This window comes from Streptomyces sp. NPDC025651, from assembly GCF_055558735.1.
Genome location: NZ_JBVHLZ010000013.1, coordinates 1 through 25,957, shown reverse-complemented (window position 1 = coordinate 25,957; position 25,957 = coordinate 1). Strand labels below are relative to the sequence as shown.

Genomic DNA, 25,957 nt, shown 5'->3' with positions numbered 1-25,957 from the left:
GGGCGAGGCCCGGCCGCCGCCATAGTGCCACTGAGTGGCAGAAGCCATCAAGGGGCATTCGCTCCCCGGCTACACTTCCTCCATGGACATCGACCAGCTGCCCCTGCGGGAGCGCAAGAAGCTGCGGACACGGCAGGCGCTCGTCGACACCGCCCTGAACCTGTTCACGGAGCGCGGCTTCGACGGCGTCACGCTCGACGCGCTGTGCGATGCGGTGGATGTCTCCAAGCGGACGTTCTTCCGTACGTTCAGCAGCAAGGAAGACGTGGCGATGGCGCCGACGCAGGACCTGTGGGCGGCGTTCCTGGCGGAGCTGGAGGAAGCCGAACCGGCCCCCGGGCAGCCGTTGTTCGAGGTCCTGCGGGACGTGTTGCTGGCGGCGCTGGACCAGATGCCCGCACAGGGGTGGACGGACCGCGTCCTGCTCAGCCGCAGACTGACCGCGCTCACCCCGTCCATGGACGCGCACGGGCTCGCCTTCTGCGAGCGGACCAGCCGGGCGGCGGTGGATGTCGCGCGAGCCCGCTTCTCCCTGCCGGGGCCGGATGATCTACGGCCCCGGCTCGCGATCGACCTCCTGGTGGCGGCGTTCCACCGGGCGCTGGAGAGCTGGGCGAAGACGCCGAAACCCACGCGCGAGAACCTCGCGAGTGGGTTTCGGAGTGCCTGTGCCGCGGTGCCGGGAAGCCTTGCGCTCCCGGCCCGCTGAAGGGCCTTGAGGGGCGCGGGGAACCGCGCGACCAGCCACGACGCACCCGCGGCCGAACGCCGCCCGCAGCGGCCCCCCGGCCTCAGCCGAGGTCGTGCATCCAGCCGTGCCGGTCCTTCGCCGTGCCCCGCTGGATGTCCAGCAGCGCGTCCCGCAGCCTCATCGTGACCTCGCCCGGCTCGCCACCGCTCTGCTGCCACTCACCGGCCTTGCACTTGACCGTGCCGACCGGCGTGATGACCGCGGCGGTGCCACAGGCGAAGACCTCGGTCAGGGTGCCGTTCTCGGAGTCGCGCTGCCACTGCTCGATGGAGACGCGGCCCTCCTCGGACTCGTACCCGAGGTCACGCGCGACGGCCAGGAGCGAGTCGCGGGTGACGCCCTCCAGGATCGAGCCGGTCAGGGTCGGGGTGACGATCTTGTTCCCGTACACGAAGTACAGGTTCATGCCGCCGAGCTCCTCGACCCACTTGTGCTCGACCGCGTCGAGGTAGGCGACCTGGTCGCAGCCCTTCGCCGCGGCCTCGGCCTGCGCGAGCAGCGACGCGGCGTAGTTGCCGCCGGTCTTGGCGTCGCCCATGCCGCCGGGCACGGCGCGCACGCGGTCCTCGGAGAGCCAGATCGAGACGGGCTTCACGCCACCGGGGAAGTACGCGCCGGCGGGCGAGGCGATGACGACGAAGAGGTACTCGTTGGCGGGCTTCACGCCCAGGCCGACCTCGGTCGCGATCATGAACGGGCGCAGGTACAGGGACTCCTCGCCGCCGTGCGCCGGAACCCAGTCCTTGTCCTGCTTGACCAGCAGGTCGCACGCCTCGATGAACGTCTCGACGGGCAGCTCCGGCATGGCGAGGCGCCGCGCGGAGGCCTGGAAGCGGCGGGCGTTGGCGTCGGGGCGGAAGGTGGCCACCGTGCCGTCGGGCTGGCGGTAGGCCTTGAGTCCCTCGAAGATCTCCTGGGCGTAGTGCAGGACGTTCGTCGCCGGGTCGAGGGCGAGCGGGCCGTACGGCACGAGCTGACCGTCGTGCCAGCCGCGGCCTTCCGTCCACTTGATCGTCACCATGTGGTCGGTGAAGTGGCGGCCGAACCCGGGGTTGGCCAGGATCGCCTCGCGCTCGGCGGTGGCCAGCGGCGTCGAGGAGGGCTTGAGCTCGATGGTCGGCGTCGTCGTCATGAGTACTTCGTCCTTCACGTGTGATGGTGACGGACCGCGCTCACGCCCGTGCGTCCGGCACCGGTCCGGCACTGAATCCGGTACCAGGACGTCCGAGCTTCCCTGTCTTTCACGGCCCCACGTTCGATTATCGCTCCTGGGGTCCCGAGGAAGAAACGGCATGAATGCGGCCCGGGAGTCGATGGTGGCACCCAGGGACGGCATACGAGAAGCCGCCGGGTGCCTTGCGGGACCCGGCGGCTTGTGTCCGTGACGACGAGCGAGCGGGTCAGCCCGCTACTCGTGCGGCGAGCGCGTCGCCGATCTGCTCGGTGCTGCGCACGCTCTCCCCGCGCTCGGAGAGGTCGGCGGAGACGGCCTCCTCGATGCGGGCGGCCTCGGCCTCGAACCCGAGGTGGCGCAGCAGGAGGGCGACGGACAGGACGGTGGCCGACGGGTCGGCCTTGCCCTGGCCGGCGATGTCCGGCGCCGAGCCGTGCACCGGCTCGAACATGGACGGGAACTCGCGGCTCGGGTTGATGTTGCCGGAGGCCGCGACGCCGATGCCGCCGGAGACGGCCGCGGCGAGGTCGGTGATGATGTCGCCGAAGAGGTTGTCGGTGACGATCACGTCGAAGCGGCCGGGGTCGGTGACGAGGTAGATCGTCGCGGCGTCGACGTGGATGTAGTCGGTGGTGACCTCGGGGAACTCCTTGGCCACCGCGTTGAAGACGTTCGTCCAGAGGTGGCCCGCGTACGCGAGGACGTTGTTCTTGTGGACCAGCGTCAGCTTCTTGCGCGGGCGGGCCTGGGCGCGGGCGAACGCGTCGCGGACCACGCGCTCCACGCCGAAGGCCGTGTTCACCGAGACCTCGGTGGCCACCTCGTGCGGGGTGCCGGTGCGGATCGAGCCGCCGTTGCCCGTGTAGGGGCCCTCGGTTCCTTCGCGTACGACGATGAAGTCGATCTCGGGCTGGCCCTTGAGGGGGGTCGCGACGCCCGGGAGCAGCTTCGAGGGCCGCAGGTTGACGTGGTGGTCGAAGAGGAAGCGGAGCTTCAGCAGGAAGCCGCGCTCCAGGACGCCGGACGGGACCGAGGGGTCGCCGATCGCGCCGAGGAGGATCGCGTCGTGCTGCTTGAGGGCCTCGGCGTCGGTGTCGGTGAGGGTCTCACCGGTGGCGTGGTACCGCTTGGCGCCGAAGTCGAACTCGGTCGTCTCCAGCTTCACGTCCTGCGGGAGCACGGCGCCTAGGACCTTGAGCCCCTGGGCCACGACCTCCTGGCCGATGCCGTCGCCGGGGATGACTGCGAGATTGATGCTGCGAGACATGTCCGCACCCTACTCTTCGTCCCACGGGATGACACTCGGTGTCCGGCATACGGACACCCCTGGTCGCCCCGCGCATACGCCCTCGCGTACGCCACCACTTGGACACCCGCTCTTCACCTCGGGGCCTGGCGGGAGTTGGGATCCGCTGGGAAGTTCGGTGGACATGGACACTCCCGACGTCGGCATTCCGGAGCGGCTCGCGAACCGGATGAGCATGCCCGAGCAGCACGAGTACCTGCGCAGGAAGTTCTCCCGCCGCAGGGTGCTCGCCAGTTCGTTCGCCACGGCCGGGGTGGTGGGCGGGGTGAGTCTGCTCGCCGGCAGTTCGGGTACCGCGAGCGGCGGGGGCGCGTCGGCGGCGCGCCCCCTGGCCGCGCCGTCCGCGCCGGTCCGGGTCGACGGCAGGCTGGTCGCGCCCTTCGGCCGCCACCTCGCCTTCGGGGCCGACCCGAAGACGCAGATGCGGATCTCCTGGCAGGTGCCGTTCGCGGTCAAGTCCCCTTGTGTACTGGTCGGGTTGAAGCCCTGGGAGCTGAGCCGGAAGATCGAGGCGGAGGTGCGCGACCTGCACACACCGGCGCTGTCGAAGAAGCTGCCCGCGGTCGAGCAGTACTACCTGCACGCGGCCCTCGACGGCCTGGAGCCCGGCACGACGTACTACTACGGCGTCGGCCACGACGGCTTCGACCCGGCGTCCGCCGAGCGGATGGCGACGATCGGGTCGTTCAGGACCGCGCCCGCGAGGCCGGAGACGTTCGTCTTCACCGCCTTCGGCGACCAGGGCGTCAGCTATCACGCGCTCGCCAACGACCAGGTGATCCTGGGGCAGAACCCGTCCTTCCATCTGCACGCGGGCGACATCTGCTACGCGGACGGCACCGGGCACGGCAAGGAGTCGGACACCTACGACGCGCGTGTGTGGGACACCTTCCTCGCGCAGACGGAGTCGGTGGCGAAGTCGGTGCCGTGGATGGTGACGACCGGCAACCACGACATGGAGGCGTGGTACTCGCCGAACGGCTACGGCGGCCAGTCCGCGCGCTGGTCGCTGCCCGAGAACGGCTTCGACCCGGTGAAGGCTCCGGGCGTCTACTCGTTCCGGTACGGGAACGTCGGTGTCGTCGCCCTCGACGCCAACGACGTCTCGTACGAGATACCCGCCAACAGGGGCTACACGGACGGGAAGCAGACCGCCTGGCTCGACCGGCGGCTGCGCGAGCTGCGGGCGGACGAGGACATCGACTTCGTCGTCGTCTTCTTCCACCACTGCGTGTACTCGACGTCGACGCACGCCTCCGACGGAGGGGTGCGCGACGCGTGGCTGGAGCTGTTCACCAGGCACCAGGTGGACCTGGTCGTCAACGGCCACAACCACGTGTACGAGCGCACGGACGCGATCAGGGGCGGCGAGGTCGGCAAGCCCGTGCCGGTCGGCGCGTCGACCGATCCGACGCGCGACGGCATCGTGTACGTCACCGCGGGCGGCGCGGGCAAGGACCTCTACGGCTTCGGGCCCGGGGTCGAGGACAGCTACGAGGGCAACGTCCACGACCGCGACCACATCGTGAGCTTCCACTGGACGAAGTCACGGGTGCCCGACCCGGACACCGTCGAGTGGTCACGGGTGCGGTACACCGGCTTCTCGTTCCTCGCGGTGGAGGTGACCGCCGGGGCGCACCCGAAGATGTCGGTCTCCGCGCTCGCCGAGAGCGGGGAGCGCATCGACCACTTCGAGGTCGTACGCGGGACTCAGTGACCTGTTTCGCCGCCGTTGTCCCTGCGGTCGAGGGCTCGCTGGAGGGCCGCGGCGGCGTTCTTGCGCTCGGTGTCGCTCGTGCGGGAGAGGTGACGGACTCGGCGGACGGTCGTCTCGGCCATGGGGGATCCACTCCTTGAGGGAAGGGTGTATTCATTCGAGACGCCGGAAAGGGCGGGAAGCCGTGGAGCCGCAGGGTTCGCCTGCGTGGGGCTCCGGCTCACGGCCGCCATTCGCTTGATCGAGCGAGACGTTCGGCTCCTACAAAGCTAAGGGAGGACGGAGCGTCTGTCTCCACAATTACTCGGACTTCCTACTATCTGAGACGGGCTTCACCCGCGTACCGCTCTCAGCTCGCGGATCAGCGCCCGTACGACAAGGGAAGAGGCCAGCTCAGGGGTGGTGACATAGCCGACGGAGCGCTGTGGGCGCTCCGTTCCGAGATCAGTGATCTCGACGGTGTCCGGTGCTCCGGTCAGGGAGAGCGCGGGCATGATCGCCATCCCGTGACCATGGCTCACCATCGAGAGCACCGCTCCGTCGTCCTCGGTCAGGACGGTCGCGCGGGGGATCCAGTCCTGTCGCCTCCACCAGTCCCTGGTGTAGGAACCGCAGTTCTCGTGCCAGTCCACGAGCGGCAGCGAGCGCGGGTCGGGGTGCCCCGCCGGGTGCACGAGCGCGTAGGGCTCCTCGAGGAGTACGTCGCCGATGAGCCCGGCGGGCACCGGCGAGGTCCCGCCGATCGTCGCGATGCCCACGTCGGCGCGGCCCTCGGCGACCTCGCCCGCCGTGCCCGCGCCGATCTCGCGCACCACGCGGACCTCCGGCTCGATGCCGGGGTGGCGCGCGGTCAGCCGGTCGAGGGCTTCCGGGAGCAGGTACAGGGCCGCGCTGCGGAAGGCGGCGATGCGCAGCGGGCCCGCGACCTCGCCGCTCTCGGCGCCGCGGGCCTCCGCCACGAGGGTGTCCAGGAGCCGCAGCACGCGCCGGGCGTGGGCGGCAGCGGTGGCGCCCGCGGGGGTCGGCGTCGCGCCCTTGCGGCCCCGCTCGAAGAGGACGGCGCCTATCTTGCGCTCGGTGCCGCGGATCGAGTGGGACACCGCGGACTGGGTGAGCCCGAGCGCCCGCGCCGCCGCCGTGAACCCACGCTCGCGGTCGACGGCAGCGAGGACCCGGAGCTCGTGCGGGGCGAGATCGGCGGGGAGCGAGGCGGTGGCGAGGGGGGTGGCGGCGAGGGGGGCCTTCGCCGGGGCCGGCTTCACGGAGGCCGGCTTCGTCGGCGCGGGTTTCCTCGTTGGCGGAATGCTCGCCAAGGGGCTCACCTGCTTCTATGAGGGGCCCTCATGGGTTGGGCCGTTCCATGAGCGCAACCCTCTCCCCCGGCCCGGCATTCCTTCCTACTGTCACCGGCATGAACAGCGACGCCACCGCACTCACCGTCCACCAGACCGCCCGCCCCCACGGCTTCCCGACCGCCGGCCACTTCGCCTTCGTCGAGTCGGCGGTGCCCGAGCCCGCGCCGGGCACGGCCCTCGTCGAGAACCTCTACTGGTCCGTCGACCCCTACCACCGCGAGATGATGGACGGCGACTTCGCGCTGCACGCCCCCTTGGAGGGCCGCACGCTGGGCCGCGTCATCGCGTCCCGCACCCCCGCCCTCGCCGAGGGCGAGATCGTCTTCCACCGCCGGGGCTGGCGCACGCACGCGGTGGTCACCCCCGAAGAGGCCCGCCCCGTCCCCCGCTTCCACGGCGTGCCGCTCTCCGCGCACCTGAGCATCCTCGGCGGCACCGGCCTGACCGCATACGTGGGCCTGACCCGGGTCGCCGAACTCCGCGAGGGACAGGACCTGTTCGTCTCCGCCGCGGCCGGCGGCGTCGGCACGGCGACCGGGCGGCTCGCGCGCCTCATGGGCGCCGGACGGCTCGTCGGCAGCGCGGGCACGGCGGCGAAGGCGGCCTACCTGACCGAACACGTCGGCTACGACGAGGTCTTCGACTACCGCACGGGCCCCACGGCCGACCTCCTCGCGAAGGCGGCGCCCGACGGGATCGACCTCTACATGGACAACGTCGGCGGCGAGCACCTGGAGGCGGCGATCTCCTCGCTGCGCGAGTACGGGCGGATCGTACGCATCGGCACCCTCGCCCAGTACAACGCCACGGGCGCGCCGTACGCGCTGCGCAACCTGCCCGACATCGTCGAGAAGAGCCTGCGGATGGAGGGCTTCCTGGTGAGCAACCACCGTGACGCGCAGGAGGAGTTGTACGAGTTCGTGGTGCCGCATCTGCAGAGCGGGCGGGTCGGGCTCGACGAGACGGTGGTGGAGGGGTTCGACCACATCGTGGACGCGTTCCTGGGGATGCTGCGGGGCGAGAACCAGGGGAAGATGATCGTCCGCGCGAGCGGCGCGGGAGCCTAGAGGGGCGTCCCCAAAGGCGGCTGGGACAGCGGGGCAGGGGACGGCGGGTCAGCAACGGTCGTGCGCCCGTTCGAGGACGAGTGCCACCACCTCGTCCAGACCGAGGCACCCGCCCCGCGCGAACGCCGCCTCGTACCCCTGGTCGCCCAGGCTCTGGCGAGCGAGGCCGACGGCCGTGTCGTGCGGCGCGTTGAAGTACGCGGAGCCGAAGAGGGGCAGCCCCACGCGGTCCCAGATCCGCCGTGCCGCACCCTGCAGCAGGGCGGCCTCCTCGCAGTCCCCGACGGACGCCCGCAGCAGGGCGATGACCTCGACGGGCAGCACGATCCCGACCAGGTCACGGAACTCGTAGTTGATCTCCAGGCACTCCTTGGCCAGGCGTGCCGCCTCCGCGCCCCGGCCCGCCGCCCACGCCGCGAAGGCGAGGACGTAGAGGGCATAGGCCTTCGCCCAGCGCTCGCCGTGCGCCTCGCAGGTGGCCCGGGCCTCCTGGCAGAGGCGGACGGCCGTCTCCAGGTCGCCCTGGAACGCGAGGGCCATGGCCAGCTCGATGCGGGCCATCATGACGTTGCTGTTGAGTTCGCCGAGGTCGGCGTAGCTGACCAGGGAGGCATTGAAGTACCGCTCCGCCGTGCCGTGTTCGTCGCGCACGAGTGCGGCGCAGCCCAGCCGGTGGGTGGAGTACGCGTACGCCGTGTCGTCGTTGGCGCGCAGGGCTCCGGACCGGCAGTCGGTGAGCATGGCCGCCGCGGCCTTCGTGTCCCCCTGGAGGATGGCGACGTAGCCGCCCACCCACAGCGCCTTGAGCCGTTCGCGGCTGAGGCCCTGCGCCGCGGTGAGCGCGCGGTCGAGCCAGTAGCGGCCGTCGCCGAGGAGTCCGCAGCCCACCCAGTAGAACCAGAGCGTCCCGGCGAGCCGTGCCCCGGCCCGCTCCCGGCCCGGTGTCGACAGGGCGAAGTCGAGTGCGGCGAAGAGCTGTGCGTGCTCGCGCCGCGTGGCGTGGAAGACGGCGGCCTGTCCGGGCCCGAACCAGGACGCCTCGCCCCGCTCGGCCAGCTCCTGGCACCAGGCGAGGTGGCGGACGCGTCCGGGCAGCTCCTCGCCGAGCCGCCGCAACCACTCGGCGCCGTAGTCGCGGACGGTGTCGAGCTGCCGGAAGCGGTCGCCGTCGGGGCCGTGTTCCCGTACGAGAAGGGACTTGTCGACGAGTCCGCCGAGCAGGCGGTCGATCGCGGTCCGGTCGATCGCGGCGTCGGCGCACACGTCCTTCGCGGCCTCGCCGGAGAAGCTTCCCGTGAAGACGGAGAGGCGGGCCCACAGCAGCCGTTCGAGTGGCGGGCAGAGTTCGTGGCTCCAGCCGATCGTCGTGCGCAGTGTGCTGTGCCGACTGGTGTGTCCCGGCTCGTCGACGTGGAGCCGGAAGCGGTCGTCGAGCAGGGTGAGCAGTTCCTCGGGCGCTTCGCTCCCCAGACGCCCTGCGGCGAGTTCGATCGCGAGCGGGATGCCGTCGAGCCGGGTGCAGATCCGCTCCGTCGTCGGCCTGTTGTGGGCGGTGAGCGCGAATCCGGGGCAGGCCTCGCCGGCGCGCTGCGCGAAGAGCTGTACCGCGTCGGCCGTCACCGGCATGGGCTCGACGGCGAGGAGGTGTTCGCCCGGGCTGCCGAGCGGCTGCCGGCTGGTGGCGAGGATGTGCAGGTGAGGGGCCGAGCGCAGGAGCAGCGCGGCGAGTTCCCCGCAGGCCTCGACGAGGTGTTCGCAGGTGTCGAGGACGAGCAGGAGGTGCTTGTCGGCGAGGTGCTCGGCCAGCACCTCCCGCTGGGGCCTGGTCGTGTGGTCGGTGGCCCGCAGGGTGGTGGCGACCGCGTGCACCAGCAGCTCGGCGTCCTGCAGCCCGGACAGCTCGACGAACCAGGCGCCGTCGGCGAATCCGTCCGCCATGCCGGCGGCGGCGCGCAGGGCGATGCGGGTCTTCCCGACGCCGCCGAGCCCGGTCACGGTCACCATCCGGAAGCGCGCGCACAGGTGTCGCAGCTCGGTGAGCTCACGGCGACGGCCGATGAAAGGGGTGTTCTCCGCAGGCAGATGGTCGACCACGGTCGCCTCGTCTCGGGCAGCCAGAGGGCGGGAGCCAATGGGAGCCGGAAGGTCAGGAGTCGGAAAGGGGGAGCGAGGTGACGGCTAGCGTATCCTCCACGCATTTCCTGTCGATTTCATGTCGCGGCTTCGCCTCAATTGCCGCCCCTGCGACAGAAATTGACCGCCGCTTGACCGAACATCTCCATAATCGACCAACAAGAGAGCGGCATCATCTTTCAGCCGCCCCTTCGCATGGTTCAGCAGATCGGCGGAGAGCGCGTCGAGGAACGCTTCGGGGTCCTCGCTGTAGAGCGCCACCGCCCGCTCCGCGAGGGGGTAGAACTCCCCTTTGCCGTCCCGGGCCTCGGTGACGCCGTCGGTGTAGAGCACCAGCCGGTCGCCCTCGCTCAGCGGCACCGAGCTCGACCGGCACCACTCGTCCTGCAGACCGAACAGGCCGAGTGGCGGCGACGGCGGCAGGGCGTCCACGAAGGTGGCGCGGCGGTCGCGGATCAGCAGGGGCGGCGGGTGGCCGCAGCAGACCAGTTCGGCGCTGTCGTCGGCGTCGGCGAGGCCGAGCAGCAGTGCGGTGACGAAGCCCTCGCCGCTCTCCCTGCGCGCCAGGGCCGCGTCCATGCGCTGGGCCACCACCGGCAACCGGGCCTCGCACTGGACCAGTTCACGGAAGGCGCCGAGGGTGTCCATGGCGGTGCCGACCGCGGGCATGCCCTTGCCCATGACGTCGCCCACGAGCACCCGCACCCCGAAGGGCGTCCTGACCACGTCGTAGACGTCCCCGCCGACCTGGGCCCCGGGCTGGGCCGCCAGGTAGCGGACCTCGGTGCGCAGCCCGCCCACCCGGCTCGGCAGCGGCCGCAGCATGCCTTCCTGCAAGGTCTGCGCCACCGCGCGCATCGAGTCGAGCGCGCCCGCCTGACGGCGCAGCTTCACCGCCGCCGCACCGACCGTCAGAGCCAGCAGCGCGCAGCAGAGGACGCTCGCCCCGCCGCCGGCGAGATTCGAGGGGAACTCAAGGCACATATCCATGGAAGCCGTTCCCGCGCACGCCGAGACAACGCCGCATATTCTTCAGAGGGATCAACATCACCGGGTTGATTCGGTTCACCGAAAGCGCCTTGTCCGACACAGGTTCCTTCGGAATCCTAGACCTCGACATGGCGCCGCACATGCCCCTTTGACATATTCGCCCAGTATCGACGCCGTGAATCCGCCGTTTCCCCGGGCCACCCTCACATGCCCATGCCGCCGTCGACCGGAAGTCCCGCGCCGGTGATGAAACGGGCGGCGTCGGAAGCGAGGAAGACCACCGCGTCGGCCATGTCGCCGACCTCGCCGAGCCGCCCGAGCGGCGTCAGGCCGACCACGTCCGCCACGGCCGCCGACGCGCTCGGCCACAGCCCGAGGGTCTCCATGTCCTGGGCGAGCCTGGTCCCCATCTCCGTCGGGACCAGGCCCGGGTAGAGGCAGTTGACCCGGACGCCGTAGCCCAGCTTGCCGGACTCCAGGGCGGCCACCCTGGTCAGCCTGTCGACCGCGGACTTCGTCGCGGAGTAGCCCGCGATCCCGGGGAAGGGGATCGTCGCGGCCACCGACGAGACGTTGACGACCGCGCCGCCGTTCCCGGCCGCGCCTCCGGGGCGCATCGCGCGGAAGGCGTGCTTGGTGCCGAGCGCGACACCGAGCACATTGACGTCGAGCATCCTGCGGATGTCCCGCGGGTCGAGGTCGACGACCAGACCGGAAATCTCGACACCGGCGTTGTTGACGACGATGTCCAGACCGCCGAGTTCGTCCACGGTGCGGCCGACGGCCGACTCCCAGCTCGCCTCGTCGGCCACGTCGAGCGGCACGAAGTGCGCCGTGCCCCCCGCCTTCCGCAGCACCTCGACGGTCTCGCCGCCCGCGTCCTCCCGGATGTCGCCGACGACGACGGCGGCGCCCGCGCGCACGAGCGCCTCGGCCATCCCCGCCCCGAGCCCCTGCGCTCCCCCGGTGACCAGAGCCTTGCGCCCCGTCAGGTCGTACACGTTCATGGGGGTCTCCTCCTACGGCCGGCCGCTGTGACACGTCCCCGCGCCCCGCGCGAATCGCCGGGTCGCGTGACGTGGGCCACACCATAGGAGGCTCCGTCGGCCATCCGCCGCAGTCGCCGCGACAACTCTCCCCGGGCGCACGGGAGTTGCTAAGGTGCTGGCGTCTGCGGCCAGTCGGCGGGGGGCGACGGAGCCGGCCTGGTCGGGCAGCCGCACCGCGCCCCGAAAGGCCGCCGCGTCACAGGACGTCCCCGTCGCGCCAGTCGAAGAGCAGCTCGTACGAGGGGTCGAGGTCCGCGCCCCACAGAAGCGGCGGGTCCTCCTCCGGCATGGGGATCGCGCCGGTGGGGCCGAGCGCGCCGACCGCGCCCTTCCACTCCACCCAGCCGCGCGACAGGTACATCCGCTCGCCCTCGGACGACGCCGACAGCGCGCCCAGGTCGTACGCCCCGTCGATGACGCGCTCCAGCGCGCCCATCACGCGCCCGCCGATGCCCTGCCGCTGGAGGCCGGGGCGGACGGCGACCGCCTCGACGTAACCGACGCGCAGGGAACGGCCGTGGTGCAGGAGGCGGCGCTGCACCACGGAGCCGTGCGCGAGCAGGGTGCCCGCGTCGTCGTGGACGAGGGCGTGGATGCCGCCGAGGCCGTGGTCCCAGTCCTCGTCGCTGAAGTCGCCGTCGAAGGCCTCGTCCAGGAGGGCGCGGGCGGCGCGCAGTTCGGCCGCCGCCAGATCGCTGGTGTGGGCCGTACGCAGGGTGTTCACGCACCTACCGTACTCAGCCGGGATCTGAGTACGCACACCGATCTGCCCGCGGCCGCCCGGCGGCAGAGTCGGTCCCATGAACGGCCTCTACGCTCTCAAGCCCTGGTACGCGGACAAGTTGTCCGGCGTACGTGCCGCGCTGGTCCGTCGCGAGGTGTCGCCCGACACCCTCACGGCGGCCGGGGTGGTGTGCGCGGCGGGCGCTGCCGCCGCCCTCGGCCTGCTGCCCCTCGGGGTCTCGGCGCCGCTGGTCGCGGTGCTGCTCGCGGCGCGCCTGGCGTTCGCGAACCTCGACGGCGCGCTCGCCCGTGACACCGGCGGCACGACGCGCAGGGGTGCGCTCCTCAACGAACTGGGCGACCGCGCAGCCGACTTGATCGTCCTCGCGGGCTTCCTGCCGCTGGCCCCGCTGTGGCTGGTGGCGACGGCGGGGCTCGCGGCGACGCTGCCGTCCTGGGTGTCGCTCGCGGGCGCGGCGGCGGGCGCGGGGCGGCTGAACGGCGGACCCGTCGGCAAGACGGAGCGCTGCGCGCTGGTCGTGGTGGCGGCCGCTGCCGGGTGGGTCGTGCCGGTGCTCGCGGTGATCGCGGCGGGGTCGGCGCTGACCGCCTTGCTGCGTCTCGCGCGGCTCTGGCGGGAGTTGGGCACCGCGTCCGCCACCGGCGGCACCCGATGAGCGCGGCGTTCGTCGCGGGGGAGGTCGCGGGGCGTGCCGTGCCCGTGGTCGCCGGGGTGCTCGGCGCGGGCGGGGTCGCGGTGGCGGCGCTGCCCTCGCGGGTACGGATGCGGGCCGAGCTGCGCAAGCGGTGGCGGACCTGGGCGCTGGCGGCGCCGCTGTTCCTCGGGGCGTTCTTCGTGGGCCGTGCGGGGGCGTTCGCGCTCGCGGCGGGGCTCGGTGTGGTCGCGGTGGGCGAGTACGCGCGGATGGCGGCGCTGCCCCGGGGCGAGCGCGCGGTGCTCGGCGGCGCGGCGGTGGCCGTGCCCGGCCTCGCGTGGGCGGCGCCGGGCGCCCTCGATCTGCGGGCGGCCGGGGCGCTGTTGATCGCCGCGGCCGCGGTGGCGCTGTTCTCCGGGGACGCCTCGCAGGGCTTCACGCGCGCGTGCCGCACGGCTTTCGGGCTCCTGTGGATCCCGGTCTCGCTGAGCGGCCTCGTCCTGCTCGGCGAGACGGCGGTGGCGGTCGGCGTCGCGGTGGCGTTCGGGGACGTGGGCGCGTGGTGCGGCGGCACGGCGCTGGGCCGCACGGGGCCGCTGTCCCGCGCGCTGTCCCCGCTGTCGCCCAACAAGACCTGGGCGGGTGTCGTGGGAGCCGCCGCGGCGACGGCCGCCGCGCTGGCCGCGGTCGGCGCGTTCTCCCCCGCGCTGTGGGCGACGGTGCTCGTCGGCTGCGTACTCGGCGACCTGCTGGAGTCGATGGTCAAGCGCGAGGCGGGCGTGAAGGACGCGGGGAGCTGGCTGCCCGGGTTCGGCGGGCTGCTCGACCGGATCGATTCGCTGCTGGTGGCGCTGTTGCTGACGATGGTGGTGACGCTGTGAGGACACATTCGGCCCGCGCGGCAGAAGATCGAGCCCGTCCGGCGATTGAGGACGAACTCGGCGAAGCCGGTGACCGACCGAGCCACGTGGTCCGCCCCCGGCCCCCCGTGTCGGCGCTCATCCGCCGCGCGCTGTGGTGGACCCTGCTCACCCTCACCGGAGGTGTGACCCGGCGCGGCCGTCTGCCGCGAGGCGGCTGCGTGGTCGTGGCCAACCACTCCTCCCACGCGGACACCGCGGCCCTGCTCGCCGCCCTCGACGCCCGGCACGCCCCCGCGATCGGCGCGGCCGCCGACTACTGGTTCGCCTCGCCGTGGCGCAGGCGGATCTGCAGCCGCCTGGCCGCCGGCTTCCCCGTGCGCCGCACCGGCGGCGGCATGGACGACCTGCTGTCCAGGGCGGACGACCTGCGCGCGGGCCGTGCCGTGGTCCTGTTCCCCGAGGGCACCCGCGCGCGGGACGGCGAGCTGGGGTCCTTCCACCGCGGCGCCCTGGTGCTCGCCGAGCACGCGCGCGTGCCGGTCGTGCCGGTCGCCATCGCGGGCACGGACCGGCTACTGCCCAAGCACGGCAGGCTCCGCCCCGCCCTGGTGCGGGTCGCCATCGGTGCGCCGCTGCCCGCGTCGGCCACGCCGGAGGAGGCCCGCGACGCGGTGGCGGCACTGCATCTTCGTACGACGTCCGAGCCGCTCGCCGACTCCGCCGTGCGCAAGCGGGTCGCCGCGGTCGCGGGCTCCGGGGCCGGCCTGGCGCTCGGCTTCGCGTGGGCGTGCGCGGAGGCGCTGAGCTGGCCGCTGATGCCGGAGCTGTTCCTCGCCGTGGCGTGCGTCGCGGTGCCGCGGCAGGCCCTGAAGCTGTCGCTGGCGGCGCTCGCCGGCAGCCTTGCGGGAGGTCTGCTCGCTCTTCAACTGGCGACTTCGGGCGTGCAGTTGCCGCAGCCGCTCACCACGGACCGGATGCGGGCCGAGGTGCGCCACGAGCTGTCCGTCGAGTCGGCGGCTGCCGTGCGCCACCAGCCGTGGAACGGCATCCCGTTCAAGGTGTACGCACAGGAGGCGGGCCGCGCCGGCGTCGCCCCGTCCGACTGGCTGGCCCACTCGGCGCTCTCCCGCGGCTCACGCACCCTCACGGTGGGGATCGCCTTCGGCGCCTTCGGCTTCCTCGCGCACCGGATGCGGCGGTTCTACGGGCTGTACCTGCCGCTGCTCGGCACCGGCTTCGCCGTCGGGCTCTCGCTCATCGTGGCGGAGTGGAGCTGACCGGGCGGCGGGGTGGAGCCGACCGGGCCGTTCCGGCCGACGGGGGTCCGAAATTGGTCTGCACCATGGCGCGGGCACGGTGGCGCGCCCCAGAATCTGACCCATGCCTGAGAACCAGCAGCAGCGAGAGTGGGCCCCCATCCACGGTGAGCCCTACCGTTCCGTGCCCTACCGCCCGGAGCGCATGCCCGAGGCCGAATCCCTCGCGCACGCCGCCGAGTTGAGGACGCGGATGGACGAGCGGCGCACGGTGCGGCAGTTCGCGCCCGACCCCGTGCCCACGCAGGTCGTGCGGGACGCCATCGCGTGCGCGGCGACCGCGCCGTCCGGGGCGCACCAGCAGCCGTGGACGTTCGTCCTCGTCCAGGACCCGCAGGTGCGGCGCCGCATCCGCGAGGCCGCCGAGCACGAGGAGCGGATCTCCTACGACGGGCGGCTCGGCGAGGAGTGGCTCGCCGCCCTGCGCCCGCTCGGCACGGACGAGGTGAAGACCCACCTGACGGACGCGCCCGCGCTGATCGTCGTCTTCCAGCAGCGGTACTGGCTGGGCGACGACGGCACCAAGCACAAGCACTACTACGTGGACGAGTCGGTCGGCATCGCCGTGGGGATGCTGCTGTCCGCGCTGCACCTGTCGGGCCTTTCCGCGCTGATCCACACGCCGAGCCCGATGCGGTTCCTGTCCCAGGTGCTCGGCCGGCCGGAGAACGAGAAGGCGTTCGCGGTGATCCCCGTGGGCTACCCGGCGGCGGACTGCCAGGTCCCCGACCTCGTACGGAAGTCCCTCGATCAGGTCCTCGTGGAGGTCTGAGCGGCCTGGGCGGACACCAACAGGCCGTCCAGGGACGGGTAGTCGGTGTACCCCTGCGCGCCGTGCGTGTAGAGGTGCGCGTGGTCGATGTCCTGGAGGGGCGCTCCCACCGCGAACCGCTCGGGCAGGTCGGGATTGGAGATGAACGCCCGCCCGTACGAGACGAGGTCGGCGCGGCCGGACGCGAGGACGGCCTCGCCCGCCTCGCGCGTGGTCGGGTCGCCGTTCTCGCCGACGTTGCCGATGAGCAGGCCGTGCCAGTGCGGGCGCAGGTCGGCGAGGGCGGGGTAGGTGTCGTTGTCGGTGAGGTGGAGGTAGGCGAGCCCGAGGCCGTCGATCTCGTCGAGCAGCGCGCGGTAGACCGGTCCGGGGTCGGCCTCCGCCATGCCGAACTGCGGGTTGCCGGGCGAGAGCCGCAGGCCGAGCCGCTGGGCGCCGACGGCCTCGGCGACGGCGCGCACCACCTCGACGGCGAAGCGGATGCGGTCGGCGACCGATCCCTTGCCGTACGCGTCGTCGCGCAGGTTGGTGTTGTCGGCGAGGAACTGGTGGATCAAGTAGCTGTTGGCGCCGTGCAGTTCGACGCCGTCGAAGCCGGCCTCGACGGCGTTGCGGGCGGCGTCCACGAAGTCCTGGACCGCGGTGCGGATGTCGTCGAGGCTCATCTCGCGCGGGGCGACGTAGTCGGGCTTGCTGCCGTCCGGGCCGTGCGCGTGTCCGGGCGGGGTGACGGCCGAGGGCGCGAGCGGCAGGTCGCCGTCGATGCGGGCCAGGGGGTGGCCGTTGCGGCCGCCGTGCATCAACTGGGCGTAGATGCGGCCCCCCGCGGCGTGCACGGCGTCGGTCACGTGCCGCCAGCCCTCGATGTGGGCGGCGGTCTGCAGCCCGGGGAAGCGCCAGCCGCTCTGACCCCGGCTGCTGGGCCAGATGCCCTCGGTGACGATGAGCCCGGCGCTCGCGCGCTGGGCGTAGTGGTCGGCGACGACGGGCAGCGGGGTGCCGTCCTCGGCGGCGCGGGCGCGGGTCATGGGGGCCATGACGATGCGGTTGGGCAGGAGGCCGAGGTGGCCTGCGGAATACGGGGCGAGAAGCGAGGTGTTCGTCATGCCGGAACGGTAGAAGCTGACACAGGTGTCAGATTCAAGTCCGAGTTCGCGTACGAGCACGAGCACATGGATGACGAGGGAGCGCGGGACATGAGGATCGGCGAGCTGGCGAAGCGTACCGCGGTGAGCGAGCGGTCCCTGCGCTACTACGAGAAGCAGGGCCTGCTGCACGCGGACCGCACCCCCGGCGGCCACCGCGACTACCCGGAGGCGGCGGTGGACCGCGTCGTCCACATCCAGGAGCTGTTCGCGGCGGGCCTGTGCAGCGCGAAGATCCACCAGTTGCTGCCGTGCATGCGGGACAGGGACGGCGGCCCGTCCGAGACGGCGACGCCGTGGCTGGTGGACGAGCTGTCCCGGGAACGGGCCCGCATCGACCGCCAGGTGGAGGACCTGCTGCGGGCGCGCGAGGTCCTGGACGAAGTGATCACGGCGGCCGCGGGGAGCCACTGAGCACCCGACCGCCGGACACCTAACCCTTAAAAGTTCATTGACCGGTTAGTCATGAGCGTGCTCTACTCGTCTCATCGCAACCGCCGAAACGAATTTGAGGGGTTAGACGTGAGCATCCACCACCGCTCCACCACCGTCCGCGGCCACGAGATCTCCTACCGCGAGGCGGGCCCCACCGACGCCCCCGCCCTCCTCCTGCTGCACGGCTTCCCGACCAGCTCGCACATGTTCCGCGACCTCCTCCCCCTACTCGCGCACCGCTACCGCGTCATCGCCCCCGACCACATCGGCTTCGGCCGTTCGGCGACGCCGTCCGCCGACGAGTTCACGTACACCTTCGCCGAACTGGCCTCCCTCACCGCCGAGTTCACCGAGCAGATCGGCCTGACCTCCTTCGCCCTGTACGTCCAGGACTACGGCGCCCCGATCGGCCTGCGCCTCGCCCTCGCCCACCCCGGGCGCGTCACGGCGATCGTCACGCAGAACGGCAACGCCTACGAGGAAGGGCTCGGCGCCGAGGCCTGGGCCCCCGTCCTCGCGTACATCGCGGACCCGACCGAGAAGACCGCCGCGCCCGTCCGGGAGATCCGCTCCCTGGAGGGCATCAAGTGGCAGTACACGCAGGGGGTTTCGGACCAGAGCCTGCTGAACCCCGACGCCTGGCACCACGACGCCGCGCTGATGGCGCGCGAGGGACAGGACGCGATCCAGCTGGCCCTGATCGGCGACTACGGCAGCAACATCGACCTGTACCCGGCCTTCCAGGAGTACTTCCGCCAGTCCCAGGTCCCGCTGCTCGCGACCTGGGGAGCCCATGACGAGATCTTCGTGCGGGAGGGCGCCCTCGCCTTCCTCCGGGACCTGCCGGAGGCCGAGGTGCACCTGCTGCCCACCGGGCACTTCGCCCTGGAGACGCACGCCGCGCAGATCGCCGCCCTGATCGAGGACTTCCTGAGCCGGCGCCTCACCGCCCCGGTACCGTCGGGATCATGAACTCGATCCCCTCCCGCAGGACGCTCCTCGGCGCCGCCGCCGTGACGCCGTTACTCCTCTCGATGCCCGCCGCCGCGCACGCCACGGCCGCCGCGCCCGGCGTCCGGCGCCGACTGCGCACGCTGGAAGAGGACTATCCCGGACGCATCGGGGTGCACGCCCTGCACACCGGAACCGGCGCCACCGTCGGCTACCGCGCGCACGAACGCTTCGCCATCGCCTCCACGTTCAAGGTCCTGGCCGCCGCCGCGATCCTGCGCAGGGCGCGTGAACAGGAGCCCGGACTGCTCGACGTACTGATCCGGTACGGCCGCGAGGACCTGGTCACCCACTCGCCGCGCTGCGAGATGCACCTCGAAACCGGCATGACGGTACGGGAGTTGTGCGACGCGACCATCACGTACAGCGACAACGCGGCCGCCAACCTGCTGATGCGGCGCATCGGCGGCCCGTCCGGCATCACCGAGTTCGCGCGCTCGCTCGGCGACCCGCACACCCGCCTCGACCGGTGGGAGACCGACCTCAACTCCAACATCCCCGGCGACCGGCGCGACACCACGACCCCCGCGGTCATGACCGAGAACCTGCGCAAGCTGATCGTCGGCGACGCCCTCCACCCGCTCGACCGCGGCCAGTTGACCCGGTGGCTCGTGGAGAACACCACCGGCGACCAGAGGATCCGCGCCGGGCTCCCGAAGGACTGGCGGGTCGGCGACAAGACCGGGTCCCCCGCCTACGGAGGGGTCAACGACGTCGCCGTGGCCTGGCCGCCGCACCAGGCACCGCTGGTGATCTCCGTCTACACGACCCGCCTCGACCCGGACACCCCGGGCGAGGACCGGATCGCCGAGGACATCACCAGGATCGTCGTCGACGCGCTCGGCGGCTGACCCCGGACATGACACCGCCTCCGACCGGGGTGGGGCCCAAGTCGGAGGCGGGGTTCAGGGAGGGCCGTGCGGCCCTGGGGTGGGCGTCAGCCCATGTGCGGGTAGCCGTACTCGGTCGGCGGGACCAGCGTCTCCTTGATGGCGCGGGTCAGCGTCCAGCGCTGCAGGTTCTGCGGGGCACCGGCCTTGTCGTTGGTGCCGGAGGCACGGCCGCCGCCGAAGGGCTGCTGGCCGACGACGGCGCCGGTCGACTTGTCGTTGATGTAGAAGTTGCCCGCGGCGTAGCGGAGCTTCTCCATCGTGTACGCGGCCGCGGCGCGGTCGCCCGAGATGACCGAGCCCGTCAGGGCGTAGTCGGAGGCCGACTCCATCTGGGTCAGCATCTCCTCGTACTTGTCGTCCTCGTAGACGTACACGGCGAGGAACGGGCCGAAGTACTCGGTCGTGAAGACCTCGTTCTCCGGGTCGGTGCACTCGACGACGGTCGGGCGCACGAAGTAGCCCTCGGAGTCGTCGTAGGTGCCACCGGCGACGATCGTGCAGGAGGCGTCCGACTTCGCGCGGTCGATGGCCGCCTTGTTCTTGGCGAACGCGCGCTCGTCGATGACGGCGCCGATGAAGTTCGACAGGTCGGTGACGTCACCCATCTTGATGCCGTCGACCTCGGCCGCGAACTCCTCCTTGAAGCCGGAGTTCCAGATGGAGGCCGGGATGTACGCACGCGAGGTGGCGGAGCACTTCTGGCCCTGGAACTCGAAGGCGCCGCGGGTCAGCGCGGTCTTCAGGACGGCGCGGTCGGCGCTGGGGTGCGCGACGACGAAGTCCTTGCCGCCCGTCTCGCCGACCAGACGCGGGTACGTGCGGTACGTGGAGATGTTCTCGCCGACCGTCTTCCACAGGTGCTGGAAGGTCGCGGTCGAGCCGGTGAAGTGGATGCCGGCCAGGTCGCGGTGGTTGAGGGCGACCTCGGAGACCGCGATGCCGTCACCGGTGACGAGGTTGATGACGCCCTTGGGCAGACCCGCCTCCTCCAGGAGCTGCATGAGCAGCACGGCGGCGTGGGTCTGCGTCGGGGACGGCTTCCACACGACCACGTTGCCCATCAGGGCCGGGGCGGTCGGCAGGTTGCCCGCGATGGCCGTGAAGTTGAACGGCGTGATCGCGTAGACGAAGCCCTCCAGCGGGCGGTGGTCCAGGCGGTTCCAGACACCGGTGGAGTTCGCCGGGGGCTGCTCGGCGAGCAGGTCACGGGCGTACTTCACGTTGAAGCGCCAGAAGTCGACGAGCTCACAGGGAGTGTCGATCTCGGCCTGCTGGGCGGTCTTCGACTGGCCGAGCATCGTGGAGGCGGCCATGGTCTCGCGCCACGTCGTGGAGAGCAGCTCGGCGGCGCGCAGGATGATCGCGGCGCGGTCGTCGAAGGACATCGCGCGCCACGCCGGGGCGGCGGCCAGGGCGGCGTCGATCGCGTCCTGGGCGTCCTGCTGCGTGGCGCCGCGGCCGGTGCCGATGACGGCCTTGTGGTTGTGCGGCTGCACGACCTGGAAGGGCTCGCCGCCACCGAGGCGCTTGACGCCACCGATGGTCATCGGCAGCTCGATGGGGTTCTCGGCCAGCTCCTTGAGCTTGGCCTCGAGGCGGGCGCGCTCCGGGGAGCCGGGGGCGTAACCGTGTACCGGCTCGTTGACCGGGGCGGGGACCTGGGTCACAGCGTCCATGAGTTCCGTATCTCCTTAAGAGGGTCGAGGGGGTTGGGAGCTCAGCCCTTGGTTCAGTCCTTGGTGAGGATGGAGCGGGCGAAGAAGAGCAGGTTGGCGGGCTTCTCGGCGAGACGGCGCATGAAGTAGCCGTACCAGTCGGTGCCGTAGGCGGTGTAGACGCGCATCCGGTGGCCCTCGGCCGCGAGCCGCAGGTGCTCGTCGCTGCGGATGCCGTACAGCATCTGGAACTCGTACTCGTCCAGCTTGCGCCCCGCGCGCCGCGCGAGCTCCTGCGCGATGGAGATCAGGCGCGGGTCGTGGGACCCGATCATCGGGTACCCCTCGCCCTCCATCAGGATGCGCAGGATGCGGACGTACGCCTTGTCGATCTCGGCCTTGTCCTGGAAGGCGACCTCGGCGGGCTCCTTGTAGGCGCCCTTCACGATGCGGACACGGCTGCCGTTCGCGGCCAGGCGCCGGGCGTCGGCCTCGGTGCGGAAGAGGTAGGCCTGGATGACGCAGCCGGTCTGCGGGAAGTCCTTCCGCAGCTCCTCGTGGATGGCGAACATCGAGTCGAGGGTGGTGTGGTCCTCGGCGTCCAGGGTGACCGTGGTGCCGATGGCGGCGGCGGCCTCCACGACCGGGCGCACGTTGCTCAGCGCGAGCTCGTGGCCGCCTTCAAGCGCCTGGCCGAACATCGACAGCTTCACGGACATCTCGGCCTTGGTGCCGAGGCCGAGGTCCTTCAGGCGCTCGACGAGCTCCAGGTACGCGTCGCGGGCGGCGTGGGACTGCTCGACGGTGGTGATGTCCTCACCGACCACGTCGAGGGTGACCTCCAGGCCCTTGTCGGCGGCGTCGACGATGATCGGCACGACCTGGTCGACACTCTCGCCGGCGATGAACCGGGCGACGACCTGCTTGGTGCCGGGGGCCGCCGAGACGAAACGGCGCATCTTGTCGCTGCGTGACGCGGCGAGGATCACGGGACCCAGCACGGGGCACCTCCACGGGAGAACGAAATCGGGTGCCCTACCGACATAGCCCTACATACGGGTAATGCGGCGGTACGGCACGGAGAACCACCGTGAAATTTAAGGATCCCTCCGATCCTGAGCCATCGACAGCTGTCACGCATCCGTGCCCTGGATCTCAGACAGATGTCTGAAGGAGGGGGCGGACTGCGCCACAATGGTCGTCGTGAAGGGCGACTACCAAGAACTGGTCGATGAGATCTCGGCGCTGCTCGGCGCCCCCGCGACCCTGGAGAACCGGGATTTCGAGCTCATCGCCTTCGGCGCGCACGACGGCGGGGGCGACAGCGGCTTCGACGCGACGGTCCTCGACCCGGTCAGGACCCGCTCGATCCTGACCCGCCGCTCCACCGCCGAGGTCCGCGCCTGGTTCGAGAGCTTCGGCATCACCCGCGCCACGGCCCCGGTCCGCATCCCGCCCACCCCGGAGGCCGGCGTCTACCGCGGACGGATCTGCCTTCCGGTACGCCATCGGGGTTTCGCCCTCGGATACGTATGGCTCCTGGACGACGAGCCGGGGCCGAGCGACCAGCAGCTGACCGCCGCCATGGAGGCCGCCACGAGGATCGGCGCCCTCCTCGCCGACGAGGCACAGGCGGGCGCCGACCTGACCCGGGAGTTCCGCGCGGTCCTCACCGCGGAGCGGGGCTGGCAGCGCGACATGGCGGTGGCCGCCCTGCGCACGGCGCTCGGTCCCCGCGCCGAGGGCCTGCACGCGGTGGTGTGCCTGGCCCCGTGGCGTTCCCCAAGCTCCCGGCTTCGCTCGAGCAGGGGAGACCCCATTGCGGACCCGGACGACGCCCCGGCGGCCCGTACGGTGCCGGGCGCGGCGGCGGTGTGCACGGTGCCGTGGGGCACGACCGCGCAGTCGCTCGCGGCACTGGTGCGGCTGCGCTCGGCCGACGTGCTCTCCCCCGCGCACACGGCGGCCTCGCGCCTCCTGGACGCGGCGCCGGGTGCCGCCGCGGGGATCGCCGGGGCCCGGCACGGCCTGGAGGACCTGGGCGCCGCCTGGTGGGAGGCGTCGGGCGCGGCCCGCGCGGCCCTCGCCGAGCGGCGCTTCGGCCCGGTCGCCCAGTGGTCGGACGTGGGCCCCTACCGCCTGCTGACCGCCCTGCCCCCGGAGGCCGCGCACGACCCGGTGGGGCAGCAGCTCCTGAGCCCCGCCCACCGCGAACTGGCCCGCACCGCCGAGGTGTTCCTCGACTGCGCGGGCCAGGCCGGCCGCACGGCCGCGGAGCTGGGCATCCACCGCCAGACGCTGTACTACCGCCTCTCGCGGGTGGAGCAGCTGACCGGTCTCGATCTGGACGAGGGCGAGGACCGGCTGCTGCTGCACATGGTCCTGAAGTCGTCACGGCTGTAATGGACATGCAACGGGCGGCAACGGACCGCAACAGCCGACCGGTTCGGTGATCTTGGGCCGCTAGGTTTTCCCCGACCGCTTCACGACTCCACAGGGGAGAACGAACCACCCATGAAGTACAGGTTGCTCGGACCCGCCGTCGCCGCCGTCGCGCTCGTCGGCACCACCCTGACCGGCGCCGCCTCGGCCCAGGTGTCCGCCGCCCCGGTGGCCAAGGCCGCCGCCGGCAAGCCCAGTTGCAACGACGCCATCATCAACGTCCCCGCCAGGGAGAGCGTGAAGATCCGCAAGTCGACGAAGCTGAGCAGCACCGCCGTCGGCCTGTGGCCCAAGGGCAAGAAGGGCGGCATCTGCAACCCCCTCAAGCCGACCAAGGGACAGAAGTACACGCTCTGCGGCAAGACGAGCGACAAGTGGTACTGGGGCGGCCCGTACAGCTCCAACAAGGAGGGCTGGGTCCCCAAGGCCTGCATCAAGTTCTGATCAGGCTCGTCCACGACAAACGCCGGACGGGCTGGAATATCCAGCCCGTCCGGCGTTTGAGGACGAACTCGGCGAAGCCGGTGATCCACGGCAACCGAAGCCGTGGTCCCGCGGGCTCCTAGTCCGTGAGGTCCACCGCTCGTGCGGACTCCGCCCCGATCTCCTCCGCAAGCTCCGTGAGGACCGGCTGCGGCACCGTGTCGTCCACGGTGAGGACCGCGAGGGCCTCCCCGCCGACGTCGGCGCGAGCGACCTGCATGCCGGCGATGTTGATGCCCGCCTCGCCGAGGACGCGGCCCACCGTGCCGACGACGCCGGGACGGTCGGCGTACCGCAGGACGACCATGTGGTCGGCGAGCGCCAGGTCCACGTCGTACTCACCGATGGAGACGATCTTCTGCAGGTGCTTCGGGCCCGCCAGGGTGCCGGAGACCGCGATCTCCTCGCCGCCCGAGAGCGTGCCGCGCACGGTGACCACATTGCGGTGGTCCGGCGACTCGGAGCTGGTGGTGAGGCGGACCTCGACGCCGCGCTCCTGCGCGAACAGCGGAGCGTTGACGTACGAGACGGTCTCGTCGACGACGTCCTCGAACACGCCCTTCAGCGCGGACAGTTCGAGCACCTTCACGTCGTGCTGGGTGATCTCGCCGTACACCTCGACGTCGAGGCGGGCCGCGACCTCGCCCGCGAGGGCGGTGAAGATGCGGCCGAGCTTCTCGGCGAGCGGCAGACCGGGGCGCACGTCCTCGGCGATGACACCGCCCTGCACGTTCACCGCGTCGGGCACGAGCTCGCCGGCGAGCGCGAGGCGCACGGACTTGGCGACGGCGATGCCCGCCTTCTCCTGAGCCTCGTCCGTGGAGGCACCGAGGTGCGGGGTGCAGACGACCTGGTCGAACTGGAAGAGCGGGGAGTCCGTGCAGGGCTCCTTCGCGTACACGTCCAGGCCCGCGCCGGCGACGCGGCCCTCCTTGAGGGCGGAGTGCAGCGCCTCCTCGTCGACGATCCCGCCGCGCGCGGCGTTGACGATGCGGACGGTCGGCTTGACCTTGTGCAGCGCCTCGTCGCCGATGAGACCGAGGGTCTCGGGCGTCTTGGGGAGGTGCACGGTGATGAAGTCGGAGACCTCGAGCAGCTCGTCGAGGGACAGCACCTTCACGCCCATCTGCGCGGCGCGCGCGGGCTGCACGTACGGGTCGTAGGCCACGACCTTCATGCCGAAGGCGCTCATGCGCTGTGCCACGAGGGCGCCGATGCGGCCGAGGCCGACGACGCCGAGGGTCTTCTCGGCGAGCTCGACGCCCGTGTACTTGGAGCGCTTCCACTCGCCGTTCTTCAGGGCGGTGTTGGCCTGGGGGATGTTGCGCGCGGTGGCCAGGAGCAGGCCGCAGGCGAGCTCGGCGGCGGTGACGATGTTCGAGGTCGGTGCGTTCACGACCATCACGCCGGCCTTGGTGGCGGCGGACACGTCCACGTTGTCCAGACCGACGCCCGCGCGGGCGACGACCTTCAGCTTCTTGGCCGCCGCGATGGCCTCGGCGTCGACCTTGGTCGCGGAGCGGACCAGGATCGCGTCGACGTCCGCGATGGCGGGCAGCAGTTCGGCGCGGTCAGCGCCGTTGCACTGGCGGATCTCGAAGTCCGGGCCCAGGGCGTCGACGGTGGCGGGCGACAGCTCTTCAGCGATGAGTACGACAGGTTTCGAGCTCACGTGAGTCCTCACAAGTCCAATGCGGACGGCCGTCCCGACGGCCGCAGGCGGTGGAGGGTGCTAGCCGCGTGGAAGACGCACGACGCTGTGGGCCCGACGCGAATGTTGAACAGAAGTGTAGTGGCGTTACGGGGCTCCTCATGCGCCTCTTTGGAAGGATCACTCGTCCGTGGCTGGACAGCGCGGACAAGCGGGAAAGTCATCCCTCCGGCGTTCGAGGAGCGGGGTGCGGGGGCGCGCCCCCCCCCCCCCCCCCCCCCCCCCGCCGGGGGGGCCCCCCCCCCCCCCCCGGGGCCGGCCCAGCCCCGGGGGGCGCACCGGCGGGGGTGTGACGAGGGGATATTAAAGA

General features: G+C 71.7%; 24 protein-coding genes. 12 read left to right on the top strand and 12 right to left on the bottom strand.

Annotation, left to right across the window (positions count from 1 at the left end; translation table 11 throughout):
- Nucleotides 1–82: 82 nt before the first annotated feature.
- A complete protein-coding gene (locus tag ACZ4D5_RS35800) occupies nt 83–709 on the top strand; it encodes a TetR/AcrR family transcriptional regulator (RefSeq protein WP_467776668.1) in 627 nt (208 codons plus the stop codon).
- An 82-nt stretch (nt 710–791) separates the two neighbouring features.
- Here the strand turns inward: ACZ4D5_RS35800 and ACZ4D5_RS35795 are convergent, their stop codons facing one another.
- Together ACZ4D5_RS35795 and ACZ4D5_RS35790 are read right to left on the bottom strand one after the other, a co-directional pair.
- Nucleotides 792–1,883, bottom strand: a complete 1,092-nt coding sequence (locus ACZ4D5_RS35795) for a branched-chain amino acid aminotransferase (RefSeq protein WP_467776667.1) — start codon at nt 1,881–1,883, stop codon at nt 792–794.
- Nucleotides 1,884–2,151: 268 nt separating this feature from the next.
- Complete coding sequence (locus ACZ4D5_RS35790; RefSeq protein WP_467776666.1) at nt 2,152–3,192, bottom strand: 3-isopropylmalate dehydrogenase; 1,041 nt, start codon at nt 3,190–3,192, stop codon at nt 2,152–2,154.
- A gap of 163 nt (nt 3,193–3,355) precedes the next feature.
- Between ACZ4D5_RS35790 and ACZ4D5_RS35785 the strand changes: the two genes are divergently transcribed.
- A complete protein-coding gene (locus ACZ4D5_RS35785; RefSeq protein WP_467776665.1) occupies nt 3,356–4,948 on the top strand; it encodes a purple acid phosphatase family protein in 1,593 nt (530 codons plus the stop codon).
- On the opposite strand, the gene ACZ4D5_RS35780 is transcribed toward ACZ4D5_RS35785, so the two are convergent.
- The gene (locus tag ACZ4D5_RS35780) at nt 4,942–5,070 is read right to left on the bottom strand and encodes a hypothetical protein (protein WP_467776664.1); all 129 of its coding nucleotides are present in this window, start codon (nt 5,068–5,070) and stop codon (nt 4,942–4,944) included. The two genes, ACZ4D5_RS35785 and ACZ4D5_RS35780, sit on opposite strands and share 7 nt — an antisense overlap.
- Nucleotides 5,071–5,280: 210 nt before the next feature.
- The gene (locus ACZ4D5_RS35775; protein WP_467776663.1) at nt 5,281–6,210 is read right to left on the bottom strand and encodes a LysR family transcriptional regulator; all 930 of its coding nucleotides are present in this window, start codon (nt 6,208–6,210) and stop codon (nt 5,281–5,283) included.
- A 149-nt stretch (nt 6,211–6,359) separates the two neighbouring features.
- Between ACZ4D5_RS35775 and ACZ4D5_RS35770 the strand changes: the two genes are divergently transcribed.
- A complete protein-coding gene (locus tag ACZ4D5_RS35770) occupies nt 6,360–7,370 on the top strand; it encodes an NADP-dependent oxidoreductase (RefSeq protein ID WP_467776662.1) in 1,011 nt (336 codons plus the stop codon).
- Between the two features lie 48 nt (nt 7,371–7,418).
- Here ACZ4D5_RS35770 and ACZ4D5_RS35765 read toward each other — a convergent pair whose 3' ends face one another.
- The 4 genes from ACZ4D5_RS35765 to ACZ4D5_RS35750 all read right to left on the bottom strand — a co-directional run bounded on the left by ACZ4D5_RS35765 (nt 7,419) and on the right by ACZ4D5_RS35750 (nt 12,266).
- On the bottom strand, nt 7,419–9,464 hold the full coding sequence (locus ACZ4D5_RS35765) for an ATP-binding protein (protein WP_467776661.1): 2,046 nt from the start codon (nt 9,462–9,464) through the stop codon (nt 7,419–7,421).
- Nucleotides 9,465–9,548: 84 nt separating this feature from the next.
- Nucleotides 9,549–10,493, bottom strand: a complete 945-nt coding sequence (locus ACZ4D5_RS35760) for a PP2C family protein-serine/threonine phosphatase (protein WP_467776660.1) — start codon at nt 10,491–10,493, stop codon at nt 9,549–9,551.
- Between the two features lie 203 nt (nt 10,494–10,696).
- A complete protein-coding gene (locus tag ACZ4D5_RS35755) occupies nt 10,697–11,500 on the bottom strand; it encodes an SDR family NAD(P)-dependent oxidoreductase (protein ID WP_467776659.1) in 804 nt (267 codons plus the stop codon).
- Nucleotides 11,501–11,738: 238 nt separating this feature from the next.
- Nucleotides 11,739–12,266: a GNAT family N-acetyltransferase gene (locus tag ACZ4D5_RS35750; RefSeq protein WP_467776658.1), complete on the bottom strand. Its 528-nt coding sequence runs from the start codon at nt 12,264–12,266 to the stop codon at nt 11,739–11,741.
- A 76-nt stretch (nt 12,267–12,342) separates the two neighbouring features.
- Here ACZ4D5_RS35750 and ACZ4D5_RS35745 point away from each other — a divergent pair, with 76 nt between their 5' ends.
- The 4 genes from ACZ4D5_RS35745 (at nt 12,343) to ACZ4D5_RS35730 (ending at nt 15,872) form a co-directional block, all read left to right on the top strand.
- The gene (locus tag ACZ4D5_RS35745) at nt 12,343–12,942 is read left to right on the top strand and encodes a CDP-alcohol phosphatidyltransferase family protein (protein WP_467776657.1); all 600 of its coding nucleotides are present in this window, start codon (nt 12,343–12,345) and stop codon (nt 12,940–12,942) included.
- Nucleotides 12,939–13,802: a phosphatidate cytidylyltransferase gene (locus ACZ4D5_RS35740; RefSeq protein ID WP_467776656.1), complete on the top strand. Its 864-nt coding sequence runs from the start codon at nt 12,939–12,941 to the stop codon at nt 13,800–13,802. Before ACZ4D5_RS35745 ends, ACZ4D5_RS35740 begins: the two co-directional genes overlap by 4 nt.
- Before the next feature lie 107 nt (nt 13,803–13,909).
- Complete coding sequence (locus ACZ4D5_RS35735) at nt 13,910–15,061, top strand: lysophospholipid acyltransferase family protein (RefSeq protein WP_467776655.1); 1,152 nt, start codon at nt 13,910–13,912, stop codon at nt 15,059–15,061.
- A gap of 103 nt (nt 15,062–15,164) precedes the next feature.
- Complete coding sequence (locus tag ACZ4D5_RS35730; protein WP_467776654.1) at nt 15,165–15,872, top strand: nitroreductase family protein; 708 nt, start codon at nt 15,165–15,167, stop codon at nt 15,870–15,872.
- Here ACZ4D5_RS35730 and ACZ4D5_RS35725 read toward each other — a convergent pair.
- Nucleotides 15,851–16,978, bottom strand: coding sequence for an alkene reductase (locus ACZ4D5_RS35725; protein ID WP_467776653.1), 1,128 nt, complete (start codon nt 16,976–16,978; stop codon nt 15,851–15,853). The genes ACZ4D5_RS35730 and ACZ4D5_RS35725 overlap by 22 nt on opposite strands.
- A gap of 90 nt (nt 16,979–17,068) precedes the next feature.
- Here ACZ4D5_RS35725 and ACZ4D5_RS35720 point away from each other — a divergent pair, with 90 nt between their 5' ends.
- From ACZ4D5_RS35720 to bla, 3 genes are read left to right on the top strand one after another with little or no spacing between them, the layout of a single operon-like run.
- Entirely contained in the window at nt 17,069–17,431 is a 363-nt protein-coding gene (locus ACZ4D5_RS35720; RefSeq protein ID WP_467776652.1) for a MerR family transcriptional regulator, read from the top strand.
- 51 nt (nt 17,432–17,482) lie between these two features.
- Entirely contained in the window at nt 17,483–18,424 is a 942-nt protein-coding gene (locus ACZ4D5_RS35715) for an alpha/beta fold hydrolase (protein WP_467776651.1), read from the top strand.
- Nucleotides 18,421–19,314: a class A beta-lactamase gene (gene bla, locus ACZ4D5_RS35710; protein ID WP_467776650.1), complete on the top strand. Its 894-nt coding sequence runs from the start codon at nt 18,421–18,423 to the stop codon at nt 19,312–19,314. The genes ACZ4D5_RS35715 and bla overlap by 4 nt, the downstream gene beginning before the upstream one ends.
- A gap of 86 nt (nt 19,315–19,400) precedes the next feature.
- On the opposite strand, the gene pruA is transcribed toward bla, so the two are convergent.
- The gene (pruA, locus tag ACZ4D5_RS35705) at nt 19,401–21,032 is read right to left on the bottom strand and encodes an L-glutamate gamma-semialdehyde dehydrogenase (RefSeq protein WP_467776649.1); all 1,632 of its coding nucleotides are present in this window, start codon (nt 21,030–21,032) and stop codon (nt 19,401–19,403) included.
- Nucleotides 21,033–21,085: 53 nt separating this feature from the next.
- Complete coding sequence (locus ACZ4D5_RS35700) at nt 21,086–22,012, bottom strand: proline dehydrogenase family protein (protein ID WP_467776648.1); 927 nt, start codon at nt 22,010–22,012, stop codon at nt 21,086–21,088.
- Between the two features lie 193 nt (nt 22,013–22,205).
- On the opposite strand from ACZ4D5_RS35700, the gene ACZ4D5_RS35695 reads away from it, so the two are divergent.
- Both ACZ4D5_RS35695 and ACZ4D5_RS35690 read left to right on the top strand, forming a co-directional pair.
- Nucleotides 22,206–23,414, top strand: a complete 1,209-nt coding sequence (locus ACZ4D5_RS35695) for a PucR family transcriptional regulator (protein ID WP_467776647.1) — start codon at nt 22,206–22,208, stop codon at nt 23,412–23,414.
- Nucleotides 23,415–23,525: 111 nt separating this feature from the next.
- Complete coding sequence (locus ACZ4D5_RS35690; protein ID WP_467776646.1) at nt 23,526–23,897, top strand: SH3 domain-containing protein; 372 nt, start codon at nt 23,526–23,528, stop codon at nt 23,895–23,897.
- A 118-nt stretch (nt 23,898–24,015) separates the two neighbouring features.
- On the opposite strand, the gene serA is transcribed toward ACZ4D5_RS35690, so the two are convergent.
- Nucleotides 24,016–25,608 carry a phosphoglycerate dehydrogenase gene (gene serA / locus ACZ4D5_RS35685; RefSeq protein ID WP_467776645.1) on the bottom strand — a complete coding sequence of 531 codons (1,593 nt, stop codon included), beginning with the start codon at nt 25,606–25,608 and terminating at the stop codon, nt 24,016–24,018.
- Nucleotides 25,609–25,957 lie beyond the last annotated feature (349 nt).